The sequence below is a fragment of the Agrilactobacillus composti DSM 18527 = JCM 14202 genome (assembly GCF_001436375.1).
In the GTDB taxonomy this organism is placed as follows: domain Bacteria; phylum Bacillota; class Bacilli; order Lactobacillales; family Lactobacillaceae; genus Agrilactobacillus; species Agrilactobacillus composti.
This window is the reverse complement of record NZ_AZGA01000044.1, coordinates 1274-12911: the sequence shown is the minus strand read 5'-3', so window position 1 is coordinate 12911 and position 11638 is coordinate 1274. Positions and strand designations below refer to the sequence as shown.

Below are 11638 nucleotides of genomic sequence, written 5' to 3'. Positions count from 1 at the left end.
ATTTTTGAATTTTTATACATCGCTTAGCACGCGACGACAACTTTTATATCTTACCAAGAGGCTCAATTAATGTCAAGCATTTTTTCGAACTTCTTTTTTATGCCGCACAAATTCTGTTTCACTATTTGTGCGCAAGAAATATATTACCAAAAAAACAAATGGCCGTCAACACTAATTTGCAATTTTTTGATCAGCAGCTAATTCTGCCTGGCATTGCGGGCATAAGCCATATACCTCTAGGCGATGACCACTGACTTGAAATCCAGTCAAATTCTCAGCAACCGTATCCACCTGATCAAAATCAGGGAAGAAAACATCTACAATGCGACCGCATCTTTCGCAAACTGCATGATAATGTTTAGTCTCAGCAAAATCAAACCGTGATGAATTGTCACCATAAGACATTTCTTCAACAATTCCCAGGCGAGTTAACAAACGTAAATTATTATACACTGTGGCAACACTAATTTTTGGAAACTTAGGTGCTAAATCTTTATAAATCTCATCGGCAGTCGGATGTTCACTGCTTTGCACAAGATATTGTAAAACGGCTTCTCGCTGTGGTGTAATCCGTACACCGTGCTTGCGCAATTTATTCAGAGACTCTTCAATGGCCTCACGATTCATTCCATTCACCTATCTTTTTAAAAGTTACTAACAATATACAGCCTTTAACCTAAGGATTCAAGTTTTCAAAGACTTCTCTTGATGCCACCATAACACATTAAAAGCCAGATGCAACAAAAAAACGCTAGGGATAAAAAAATATTTTATCCCCAACGCTTTATTTACTTATTTGAGTTCAGGTGCATCGGTCTTGTAAAGATCTTCAGTGGACTTACCGTCCTGTTTTTCTAAAGTATCCTTATTCGCATCTGCCTTTAAGGTCTTTAACGCTTTAGACTTCTTATAGGAGTACTTAGTCTTATCTACTTTCTTAAACCAAGCAGGTTCATAAAAACGTAACAAGTCGCCAGTGATCACACTATCAGATAACGACAATTCAGTCGCCACGTGATTGGTCAGCTCATCTAATGTGGTCTTAACTGGCGCGGCGGGATCTTTGATGATCTCCCCTGACTTCGTATTATAGTACGTACTGCCAACTTTCGTGTAGTCTGGGGAGACAAAATCCCCATTTCTAAAGGCCACTGTCTGATTTCTTTGTGGCGATAACAAATCCTGCCCAAATTGAATCGAATCCGTATCTTTAATGCCCGTTAAATTCAAAAGTGTTGGCAAGACATCGATTTCACCACCATAGGTATGGTTAATGCCACCCTTTAAGCCCGGCATGTGAATCATCAATGGTACCCGTTGGAACTGGGCGTTGTCAAAATTATTAAAGGAATCCTTCCCCAATAATTTGGCGACAGCCTTCTTATGATTCCCTGAAATACCATAGTGGTCGCCATAAAAAACGATCATCGTATTCTTGGCCAGACCAGAGGCATCTAACCAATCCATAAACTCACCAACTGACTGATCCAAATACTTAGCCGTTTGGACATAACCATCCACAGTACTATCGCCAGTATCCGTTTTAGCAATCGATTGGTTTTCTTTATCCAACAAATAAGGATAGTGATTGGTAACCGTGATCAACTTAGCGTAGAAGGGTTGCGGCAATTGTTGCAGATACTGCGCAGAATCCTTCAAAAAGATCTTATCTTTAAGCCCGTAACCAATGCTGTAGTCGGATTTTTGCTGATAATAAGACGAACTAAAGAAATAGTTGTAGCCCCAAGACTTATAGGCGTTATCCCGGTTCCAAAAACTTGGGACATCCCCATGAAATGCTGCAGAAGTATACCCATTTTGATTAAAAATAGCCGGTGCTGCTTGGAACGTATTCGTCGTACCATATTGCACCATCGCTGGCCCTTCGGCTAAACCAAATAGAGAGTTTTCAAGCATCATCTCCGCATCGGCAGTCTTACCGGTGCCGACTTGGTTGAAGAAATTATCAAAACTCAGTGTATCACTGGCATGATAGATTTTATTGAGGTTCGGTGTGACTTCTTGGCCATCCCACTTAAAATCAATCAAAAACTGCTGAAAACTCTCCAAATGGAAGATAATGACGTTCTTCCCTTTAGCCACACCACCATACTCCGCGCTTAACGGTACTTGGTTTTGCTTTAGATAAGCCTGGACTGATTTTAAATCACTGGCGTTGGCATTGTTTTTAGCCGCATTGGCATTGGCCGTTTTGACCCCATCATAAACCGTATAGGCATTCAATCCCAAGTATTTCACAATGTAGTTGTTATCAAAGGTCCGTGTCAACAAGCCAGAACGATCGTGTTGGGCAAAGGATAAATTGAAACCAAAAAATACCACTGCCAAGGCACTAACCGTCATGGCATAACGTTTTTTCAATGGCCTTATATCCATGCGGATTAATTTAAAGGCTAACAGTAAAACCAAAATTAAAACATCCAAGAAAATCAAAAAATCCGATGGATCTAAAATCCCGATAATACTTTTGCCTAAATTATTGGAAACTGCCCCAGAGCCCTTAATCAAGTTAATACTCAGAAAATCGGAGAACTCTCGATAGTAAAGCACATTGGCGAATAACCAAAAAGAGGTCAAAAAATCAATAATCATTAAAAAAATGTATGACTTTCGTCCGGTCAAATACAGTGCGATCCCAAACAGTAAAATAGCCGTAGGAATAGGGTTGATCATAAGCAGTAAGTTTTGAACAGAACCCTTTGCACCTAAATTAAATTTACTGAGATAAGCCCACCAAGTTTTTAACCAAAATAAAGCAATGGCTAAAATGAAGAAACCAATTCGTGTATTGAAAGCCCCACGAATTTTTTGGCCAACTTTTTTCATAATTAACAAAGCCTCCGAAAAGTATTTTTAAATTGGAGCCACTATTTACGGTCATAGCTCATTGTAATATACCGGTAATGTATGAATTTTTTATGAATTACATGTAAACAAAAAAATAAGGCGGCAGGAACGAACCTTTTTGCCAGCCTCTGTCTTACTTATTGGATTAAGGGTCTGCAAGCAGGCATCTTAATCCCCTAATAAATCAAAAATTTCGATTGCGGTTAAATCAATGTTATCAAAATCGAATGTTTGATGTGTACTAAGTTCTTCTAATGTGTAAATGCTGGATTTAGGATCAAAAGAAACTAAGCCTTTTTCTACACCATTCGTTTCGAAGCGTCGAGTTTGAACTTCACCAGAAGTATCCGCTTGCATTGCCTCTAAGCGTTTAATGATTGCGACTAACTGTGACTTTTCCATTAAAAAGGCCTCCTTAAGTAACTACACTAGAAGTTTACCAAAAAAATGGCGTGAGCGCAGTATTTTTTTACATTTATTTGCAGTTTTTACGATATCCACTGCGCATTAAAAAACCTAGTCCCAATAAAAAAAGTGACCTGACTTCAAACCAGGTTTGAAATCACATCACCACCAGCTTTTAAAACTTACGTTACGACGTTTTACGTTTCTTGACTGGAATGGCTAAAGCAACGATACCAAAAACCATCCCCAAATAATATGTGATCAGTCGCCATAAGAGCATGCCAATCACCAGCTTGCTTGGCGAAACAATGAAAACCGCAAACAAAGTCTTGAAACTATACTCCGCGCCCCCAGTCCCCCCAGGGATTGGAAAGATGGACGTGATGATAACGATCATAATATGCATCGCAATCACACTGAGAAAATTCACATGGGTCTGGCCCAAAGACAAGATCACAAAGTAAGGAATCGAGTAGTAAAGCAGTAGTTGGACTAGCGTTAAGGCACAAGCAATCAGGACTTTCTTTTTTTCCCGCTTCAAATGTACACTTTCGGCGTAAAAAGTGTCTACTTTCTCATCCATATTGTCCTTAAAGCGCTGAACACGTTCTGGTTTCATAAACCAAGCGAGGGGAATCGTTAGCCAACTGAGTAATTTCTTAGTCAAGCGATATTGATACATCACTAACAACAGGCCAATGATCACCACCACGTGCAATGTGAAACCTGCCAAAATCAAAATAGCGATTCCCTTAAAACGCGTCATGATCTCATGAAAGCCAAATACCATGGTTAAGACAAAATTAATCAGGACCATCATTTGATAAATAATAAATTTCATGAGCAAAACCGAGCTGGCTTGCCCAGCTTCGATACCTGACTGCATCATGGCAATGAGTTGTGCTGGCTGCCCCCCTGACGAAAAGGGCGTGATACTATTGAACAACTGCTCGATCAGAGGAATACGCAACGCATTACGGTAGGGAAAATAAGCCACGCGTCCCCGTAATAGAATCTGCAGTGTCTTCCCTTCAAGCATTAAGGACAACAGCATGATTAAAGCAGCTAATATGAGCCAACCAAAATGTAAGGATTGAAAGCTGGCAATCAGCGTTTGGAGCTTGATGGTACGAGCTTCCCACCAAAAGATTGCAAAACCAACGACAAACATTATAACCAGTATCAACTTATTTTTTCTTGTCATATGGTCTCCTAGTTTTTAAGCAAGTCAGCCACCAATTGTGATGGTTTATTTTGGGCCTGCATCTCATAAAAATCCTGCCATATTTTAGCAAGATGTTCTTCAGAGAATTTATCGGCTGCCTTTAAAGCCAAGCGGTGTAAATGCGCTTGTTGCTCAAAATCCGCTTTGATTTGCAGAATTTGTGCCTCCAAATCATCTACATCACGCCCCTTAGCATAAAAACCGGCAATGATAGCTTGATAAAGGGGCAGATCCCGTAATAAGACCGGTGTCCCGCAACTAAATGCCTCTAAAACGGACATAGGGAAAAGTTCGTCGTAAGACGGCAGCAAAAACAAGTTGCACATATTGTAATAGTCCACTAGTTCCTTGCGGGGAACGATCCCGGTGAACAACAAATTAACCGGCGGGTCAGCAACGATTTTTTTATAATGCTCATAACCATCAGTGATTTTGCCAAAAGAGAAGCCGCCAGCCCAAACGAAGGTGATTTCTGGATGGCGTTTTGCCAGGGTCACAAAGTCATCAATGCCTTTACGTTTTTGAACTTGACCATCGCCAAACACCACAAAGCGATCTAAATCAATTCCCAATTTACCGCGTGTTAATGCTTTTTTAGTATCAGATTGGGGATAAAATTCAGATTTGGAAACGAAATTTGGAATATAAGCCACCTTTTGCCGGGGAATCCCGTACTGCACTAATTTCTCAATAAAAATCGGATTGACCACCACGATCTGATCCATCCGTTTATAAAAGGCAATGATGTATTTATCAAATATCTTTTCAAAAAGCTTTGGCAACTTCAAACTGCCATGGATCGTTTCTGGCAGAAAATGGACATAGCCAATTTTACGTCCCCGCTTTTTTGAAAAAGTGGACACAAAAAACTGCGGGTCAATCGTATGATAATGGCTGATATCCGCGGCACCAAATTTATTAACGGTGACTTTGAAATGCTGTTGCCCATATTGCTTTAATAATCCCATGAGCTCTAAGTAAGCGCTGCCGACCCCTTGGCCAGCAACCTTATCTGCTGAAGAAAACATATTAATGTGAATCACTTTAAAAACTCCTTATCTGATAATTCGTCGGCTTCATCATCGGAATCAATATAAATTGACTGGGCCATATGATAAAAATCTAAAATGCGTTCACCAAAATTATCAGAGGATATTTCGTAAAGCTTCTTTTGACGTAGTTGATAGTCATTAAAAGCTGCTGGGTGTAACAAATATTGGACGATTTGATTCACCATTTCTTCAGAGGTCGTGAAGGTTGCACCTACAGATGGATCATCAAAAAGCCGACTGACGTAAGGCTCCGCATAAACGACACACTTTAATCCCGCAGCTAAGGCCTCATCAAATGTCAGGCCCTGGGTCTCAGAATCACTAGCCGACACAAATACATCGGCAGCATGATAGAAATTCCCCACATTTTCATGCGAAATTTCCCCCGTAAAACCTACATAATCCGCTAAGTCTAAGCTGTGCACCAGCGCCTCTAAATCATCACGGGCTGGACCATCCCCGACAATCAGCAAATAAGCATCGGGACAACGGGCCACAATTTGCGGCATGGCCGTAATCAATTGATCCAAGCGCTTCTCTTGCCCTAAACGACTCAAAGACAACAATAAGTGTCGACTGCCAATCTGATAAGTGGTACGAATGTCTTCTGTAACTGGTGCTTCAAACCGTTTCAAGTCAATACCAGTGGGAATGATTTTAATTGGCACTTTGATCTTGTAACGTTGTAGTGTTCTTAATACCCGCTCACTGGGCGCAACCACCGCCGTTAAATGAGTTAAATACATCCGGGTAAACTGTTTAACATGTGACGGTCGCAATAGCTTACCATTCAAGACATAATGAAGATAGTCTTCATACATGGTGTGATACGTATGTACGCAAGGAATTTTTAAATTCTTTGCCACAAACTTGCCAATCATTCCCATGGAAAATTCCGTTTGTGTATGCACAATATCCAAATCTAATTCTTTGGCAACTTCCAGCGCATGGAAAAGACCCCTAACAGCGATCCGCCGATCTGTAAATGAGACAAATGGTACGCTGGCAAACCGAAAGACGTTGGGTTCTTCTGTATTCTTATCCACCTTAGGATCTGTTGTCGTAAAAATATAGACTGAATGTCCCTTCGTTTCTAGAATATCTTTCAATGTCTTAATCGAAGTGGCAACACCACTTATTTGTGGGAAGTAAGTATCCGTAAATAAACCGATATTCATTTATCTCTTCCCTCCTTCGCTTAAGAATACTAGATTAATTATAGAGACAATCATGAAATTATGCAATTTGTCATAGATTATTGTACCAATTCTTATCTTAAAATTAATACGCCCAAAGGCTGATTTCTATTTATGCATAGTTTTACGCATCGTTGGCTGGCGATTCTTTCGCCGGCCTTGATCTACGTGGTAGCGGGTATGGCTGTTGCGCTTAATTTTAAAGCCCTTCATTTTACCAATGAAAGGCTTGCCCAACAAGCGCGCCCTTTGCCACTGTCCCATGATATCAGCCATTTGTAAGGCTGTCTTTTGCCGGTTAGGCTGGCCTTCTCGCAAAGCCTCTTGGGCCACATCTTGTTGCAGATAACGCATCAATTTTTGATTGTATTGCAAAATAGCATCCGTCAGTGGTGCATCGCTATATTGATTAAAAAGGCCCTCAACGTAGCGCATGGCGTCTTTACTGTCCTTGGGCTGGTAGTACCTTGACTCACTCATTTAAAAATCTCCTAAATATATATATTCACATCTGCTTGGCGATAACTTTGACGCTGCCCCGTAGATTGATTGTAAAATGTATCATTAATGTGATCTGAAATACGCACCGAAAATGTTTGCTCTGGCGAAATCTTAGTTGGATCTCGCCAAATCAATGATTGGAGCCGACTCATGTCATAACGTCGTCCGAATACCACATTAAAGGCATTAGCCTGGCGCGCTGGAATATCCAAATAGGTACTTAGACTACGTTGGCTAAAGCGAGTTTTTACAATGTCAAAACCGGATTTTCGAATTTTCTCACGGACTTCTATAATAGCCCCGATTTTGTCTTGGAGCTGATTTAAGTCTTTAATCGTTTTTTGCCATTGGCTGTAAGCCTCAAAGTAAGCATCAGTTGGATAATCTTGAAAATAGCCATATAAGAAACTAGGGGTCAACTCATTGCCAGTGCCCACGTCCACACCATTTTCAACTTTAATAACCGTTTTGATTTTTGTTTCGATCGTATCAAGTTTCTTTTCCAAACGTTGGTAAATTGGGAATTCCATTGCGCCTTCTTTAGCCAGAATATCCTGGCGTCTGGTGGCAATCAGTGCTGTCAAGAAATCTAAATTACCCTTGTCAGCATGTTCAATATAGGTCCGCAGTTCGTCAGCACTAATGTATTCACCAATGTTTGTGAAACGACGTCTTCTCTTACGCTTACTCAAAATTGTTCGCCCCTGTCCTAAAATTTTATCTAGAGCGTTCAAAGCAACATAAACCAAACTATAAGCTATAATAGATTTATATTGAGGAATGGAGTATAAGGCCTATGATCAAACATAAATCTATTATTTGGGGTGCCCTAGCCGCCATCTTAATTTTACTGCTGAGTCTTATGTTTTACTATCATAATGTTAAATCCGCAAATTTGCAAAAAAATGACACTAAGTATGTATATAGTAACACACCCACCTTATATATCCACGGCTTTGGCGGTGGGCCTGGTTCTAGCAACCATATGATCGCCGCCGTTGAAAAAAGTAACGCTGGTAAAAAAGTATTCACCGCGACAGTCCAGGCTGATGGTCAAGTCACCTTACAGGGCAAGTGGGACAATCAGCAAGTCAATCCGCTGGTACAGGTGCTGTTCAAAAATAACCGCAGTCACAATGAGGCTGATGGCCCCCGTTGGATCAAGAGTGTGGTGATTTTACTACAAAAGAAGTATCATATCAAAGCATTTAATATCGTGGCCCATTCCCGGGGGACAGTCAATACAATTGATTACCTATATGATTATGGTCAGGATACAAAATTGCCTAAACTGCAAAAGTATGTTTCCATGGCGGGTATTTATAATGGCCTCAGGGGTTTTGGCGGCAATAATATCAGCAACTCACCTTTGTCTAAAACCGGCAAACCGGAAACAATGAGTCCAGAATTTAAAAAGCTTACCAAGCTCCGTACTGATTTACCCACAAACTTGGCGATTTTAAACATCTATGGCAATTTAGAAGATGGTAGCCATTCCGATGGTCGCGTCCAAAACAATTCCTCTAAGGCCCTGAAATACCTGGTCAGTCCTCGGGCTAAGTCCTATCAAGAACTAGAATTTAAGGGTAAAAAAGCCCAGCATAGTCAACTCCACGAGAATGCCGCCGTTGATCGGGCTATCATTAAATTCCTATTTTCTAAATAGGCAGCAACTAAAATTGTGTTTTTGATTCAGATTCCAGCAATAATCCTTTGAACCCAGTATAATTAAGTTAATTCATACTAAGGAGGCAATATTATGAGTGATAAAGACAAGTTGGCTGCTAAAAAGGATCAATTGACCGGCAAGATTCAAGAGGGTGCCGGCAAACTCACTGGCGACTCCGAAACCGAAGCAAAGGGCAAGGGCAAACAAGCTTTGGGGAAAGCTAAAGAAACTTTTAGCGATCTCAAAGAAGATGTCGCTGAAAAAGCCAACGAATTGGTTGATAAATTTAAAGATAGTCACAAAGACAAATAAAGCACTATTTTACAGCAGGGCTTTTATAGCCCTGCTATTTTGTTGCTAGACATGTTCATTCAAATTGTGCACAAAAACAGCAATGATCATTGGCGCTTTGGTTTGGATCGATGTGTTAACGGTCCGGATCCGTCGCTTACATGATACGGATCGCCGCGGTTGGTGGGTATTGTTAGTTCTACTCCCCTTCGTCGGCAACATCTGTTTATTCATCTTGATGCTTCTCCCAACAAAACGCAATTCCCGCTGGCGTTAAGCATTGGGTAAAAAGAGTCCTTTAGGGCTCTTTTTTCTTGCCTAGAATCTCCTAATTGAATTTTCGTATGAAAAATTATCATTTACACTACTTAATTTTGGGCAACTAAATTTCACAATCCTTATATAAGCATAGTTCCAGCATTAAGTACACCCTTTTAACAGCTTTTTAGGGATATCACCTAAATAATATTATGTTCAAATAAAAACTTGTCGTTTATTAGAATCAAGACTATAATATTCATTGTGAACCATGTAAACGCTTACTAAAGAGAGGACTTGCAAAATGAAAGCTGCTGTAGTACGTGACCCAGTCGATGGGTATGTTGATATTAAAGACGTTACCCTACGCCCCATCCATCATGGGGAAGCATTAGTTGATGTAGAATACTGTGGCCTGTGTCACACGGATCTACACGTGATGGCCGGTGACTATGGGAAATTCCCTGGTCGTATTATTGGTCATGAAGGTGTGGGTATTGTGTCTCAAATCGCGGATGATGTCACCAGCTTAAAAGTCGGTGATCGTGTATCCATTGCTTGGTTCTTTAGTGGTTGTGGCAATTGCGAATATTGCAACACTGGTAGAGAAACCCTTTGCCGTAACGTCAAGAATGCTGGATTCACAGTAGATGGCGCGATGGCCCAACAAGTTATCGTGGATGCCAATTATGCGGTTAAAGTGCCTGATGGCTTAGACCCAGTTGAAGCAACCTCTTTGACCTGTGCTGGTGTCACCACTTACAAAGCCTTAAAAGTTGGCGATACAAAACCTGGCGATTGGGTGGAAATCGTCGGCGCCGGTGGCTTAGGTAATATCGCCGTGCAATATGCTAAAAACGTTTTTGGTGCACATGTTATTGCCGTTGATGGTAATCCTGACAAATTAGCAGCTGCTAAAGAAAATGGTGCTGATATCTTAATCAATCGCCATGATCCTGACGTTGCAGAACAGATTCAAGCAAAAGTTGGTGGCGTACGTAACTCAATCGTCACGGCAGTTACCACTGCAGCTTTCAATCAATCTGTCAACGCATTGCGGCCAGATGGTCGTTTAGTGGCCGTTGCCTTACCATTGGGTGATATGTCCTTAAACATTGGTAAAACTGTCTTAGATGGCATTCAAGTTGCTGGTTCATTAGTTGGTACACGCCAAGACTTAAAAGAAACTTTCCAATTTGGTGCTGAAGGTAAAGTTCATCCAATCGTGCATACCCGTCGGCTAAGCGAAATCAATGATATTATTACCGACATGAAGAATAATAAAATCGTCGGCAGAATGGTCATCGATTTCACGAAAGAATAATCAATCACTTTGAAGCAAAAGCTATTATCTATTTCAGAAAATCCCTGGGAAATTTTCCTGGGGATTTTTGTCTGTCAAATTTTTGATTCGACCCAGTCCTTGATTAACTGCGCACGTTTTTAACTTAATTGATACGCCGGCATTGGTTAGAGGCTGCTCAGTGACTGTTTAACCCATCGTTGTAAGCTTTAAGCACCCTTTTCCTTAAGGGCGGCCCTCCTATTTTGCAGAGGCGCTCAGACAGGCTTCAACTACGGATATGCCATGGTGCGGACTTCTACTGCTGAGTAAGCTAATCACTTTAACTAAAAGTGGCTACAAAAAAAGACGCTGCATAAGCAACGTCAAAGCGATGTATTTTTCTAACCTACGCTAGAAAAACTTATGATACCGGTGATCGGGGTCGAACCGATACGTCCTTGCGGACACGGGATTTTGAATCCCGCGCGTCTGCCAATTCCGCCACACCGGCATATTAAGATAGTTTCGCCTTAAAAGGCGGTAACCGGATTTGAACCGGTGATGAAGGTTTTGCAGACCTCTGCCTTACCACTTGGCTATACCGCCATAAAAAAATTCAAATCCACCAATCAATAAGATTGGAATTGGGTTAGCTGGATTCGAACCAGCGCATGACGGAGTCAAAGTCCGTTGCCTTACCGCTTGGCTATAACCCAATAATACAGGGCGGTATGTGGGGATCGAACCCACGTGTGCCGGTGCCACAAACCGGTGTGTTAACCACTTCACCAATACCGCCATTACAAAAGCAGGGATAGTAGGAATTGAACCCACACTGACGGTTTTGGAGACCGTAGTTCTACCTTTAAACTATATCCCTATAAATAT

At 41.1% G+C, this 11638-nt stretch carries 12 protein-coding genes and 5 tRNA genes; 4 read left to right on the top strand and 13 right to left on the bottom strand.

Going from position 1 to position 11638, the window contains the following annotated elements; genetic code table 11:
* Positions 1–171 precede the first annotated feature (171 nt).
* The 8 genes from FC83_RS07480 to FC83_RS07445 all read right to left on the bottom strand — a co-directional run bounded on the left by FC83_RS07480 (position 172) and on the right by FC83_RS07445 (position 7939).
* Positions 172–627: a Fur family transcriptional regulator gene (locus tag FC83_RS07480; RefSeq protein ID WP_035456209.1), complete on the bottom strand. Its 456-nt coding sequence runs from the start codon at positions 625–627 to the stop codon at positions 172–174.
* A 165-nt stretch (positions 628–792) separates the two neighbouring features.
* A complete protein-coding gene (locus FC83_RS07475; RefSeq protein WP_057002586.1) occupies positions 793–2847 on the bottom strand; it encodes an LTA synthase family protein in 2055 nt (684 codons plus the stop codon).
* 189 nt (positions 2848–3036) lie between these two features.
* Positions 3037–3270, bottom strand: coding sequence for a YkuJ family protein (locus FC83_RS07470; RefSeq protein ID WP_035456211.1), 234 nt, complete (start codon positions 3268–3270; stop codon positions 3037–3039).
* Between the two features lie 190 nt (positions 3271–3460).
* Positions 3461–4477: a lysylphosphatidylglycerol synthase transmembrane domain-containing protein gene (locus FC83_RS07465; RefSeq protein WP_035456213.1), complete on the bottom strand. Its 1017-nt coding sequence runs from the start codon at positions 4475–4477 to the stop codon at positions 3461–3463.
* Positions 4478–4485: 8 nt separating this feature from the next.
* Positions 4486–5541, bottom strand: a complete 1056-nt coding sequence (locus tag FC83_RS07460; RefSeq protein WP_057002585.1) for a glycosyltransferase family 4 protein — start codon at positions 5539–5541, stop codon at positions 4486–4488.
* Positions 5538–6728: a glycosyltransferase family 4 protein gene (locus FC83_RS07455; RefSeq protein WP_035456215.1), complete on the bottom strand. Its 1191-nt coding sequence runs from the start codon at positions 6726–6728 to the stop codon at positions 5538–5540. Before FC83_RS07455 ends, FC83_RS07460 begins: the two co-directional genes overlap by 4 nt.
* 126 nt (positions 6729–6854) lie before the next feature.
* A complete protein-coding gene (locus tag FC83_RS07450) occupies positions 6855–7226 on the bottom strand; it encodes a hypothetical protein (RefSeq protein ID WP_035456218.1) in 372 nt (123 codons plus the stop codon).
* Between the two features lie 11 nt (positions 7227–7237).
* The gene (locus FC83_RS07445; protein ID WP_035456220.1) at positions 7238–7939 is read right to left on the bottom strand and encodes a hypothetical protein; all 702 of its coding nucleotides are present in this window, start codon (positions 7937–7939) and stop codon (positions 7238–7240) included.
* Between the two features lie 104 nt (positions 7940–8043).
* On the opposite strand from FC83_RS07445, the gene FC83_RS07440 reads away from it, so the two are divergent.
* The 4 genes from FC83_RS07440 to adhP all read left to right on the top strand — a co-directional run bounded on the left by FC83_RS07440 (position 8044) and on the right by adhP (position 10789).
* The gene (locus FC83_RS07440) at positions 8044–8913 is read left to right on the top strand and encodes an alpha/beta hydrolase (RefSeq protein WP_035456222.1); all 870 of its coding nucleotides are present in this window, start codon (positions 8044–8046) and stop codon (positions 8911–8913) included.
* A gap of 93 nt (positions 8914–9006) precedes the next feature.
* On the top strand, positions 9007–9228 hold the full coding sequence (locus FC83_RS07435) for a CsbD family protein (protein WP_035456223.1): 222 nt from the start codon (positions 9007–9009) through the stop codon (positions 9226–9228).
* 82 nt (positions 9229–9310) lie between these two features.
* A complete protein-coding gene (locus FC83_RS16910; protein WP_081763229.1) occupies positions 9311–9484 on the top strand; it encodes a DUF805 domain-containing protein in 174 nt (57 codons plus the stop codon).
* 285 nt (positions 9485–9769) lie between these two features.
* Complete coding sequence (gene adhP / locus FC83_RS07430; RefSeq protein WP_035456224.1) at positions 9770–10789, top strand: alcohol dehydrogenase AdhP; 1020 nt, start codon at positions 9770–9772, stop codon at positions 10787–10789.
* Positions 10790–11177: 388 nt separating this feature from the next.
* Here adhP and FC83_RS07425 read toward each other — a convergent pair.
* The 5 genes from FC83_RS07425 to FC83_RS07405 all read right to left on the bottom strand — a co-directional run bounded on the left by FC83_RS07425 (position 11178) and on the right by FC83_RS07405 (position 11630).
* Positions 11178–11261: transfer RNA gene (locus FC83_RS07425), tRNA-Leu, on the bottom strand.
* Positions 11262–11285: 24 nt separating this feature from the next.
* Positions 11286–11356: transfer RNA gene (locus FC83_RS07420), tRNA-Cys, on the bottom strand.
* Positions 11357–11394: 38 nt separating this feature from the next.
* Positions 11395–11466: transfer RNA gene (locus FC83_RS07415), tRNA-Gln, on the bottom strand.
* Positions 11467–11475: 9 nt separating this feature from the next.
* Positions 11476–11548 (bottom strand) — tRNA-His (locus tag FC83_RS07410).
* 11 nt (positions 11549–11559) lie between these two features.
* Positions 11560–11630: transfer RNA gene (locus FC83_RS07405), tRNA-Trp, on the bottom strand.
* Between the last annotated feature and the right edge of the window lie 8 nt (positions 11631–11638).

Excerpts from the sequence above, each read along its gene's own strand:
- FC83_RS07480 (WP_035456209.1), bottom strand. The coding sequence starts at position 627 with ATGAATCGTGAGGCCATTGAAGAGTCTCTGAATAAATTGCGCAAGCAC.
- FC83_RS07475 (WP_057002586.1), bottom strand. The coding sequence starts at position 2,847 with ATGAAAAAAGTTGGCCAAAAAATTCGTGGGGCTTTCAATACACGAATT.
- FC83_RS07470 (WP_035456211.1), bottom strand. The coding sequence starts at position 3,270 with ATGGAAAAGTCACAGTTAGTCGCAATCATTAAACGCTTAGAGGCAATG.
- FC83_RS07465 (WP_035456213.1), bottom strand. The coding sequence starts at position 4,477 with ATGACAAGAAAAAATAAGTTGATACTGGTTATAATGTTTGTCGTTGGT.
- FC83_RS07455 (WP_035456215.1), bottom strand. The coding sequence starts at position 6,728 with ATGAATATCGGTTTATTTACGGATACTTACTTCCCACAAATAAGTGGT.
- FC83_RS07450 (WP_035456218.1), bottom strand. The coding sequence starts at position 7,226 with ATGAGTGAGTCAAGGTACTACCAGCCCAAGGACAGTAAAGACGCCATG.
- FC83_RS07440 (WP_035456222.1), top strand. The coding sequence starts at position 8,044 with ATGATCAAACATAAATCTATTATTTGGGGTGCCCTAGCCGCCATCTTA.
- FC83_RS07435 (WP_035456223.1), top strand. The coding sequence starts at position 9,007 with ATGAGTGATAAAGACAAGTTGGCTGCTAAAAAGGATCAATTGACCGGC.
- FC83_RS16910 (WP_081763229.1), top strand. The coding sequence starts at position 9,311 with ATGATCATTGGCGCTTTGGTTTGGATCGATGTGTTAACGGTCCGGATC.
- adhP (WP_035456224.1), top strand. The coding sequence starts at position 9,770 with ATGAAAGCTGCTGTAGTACGTGACCCAGTCGATGGGTATGTTGATATT.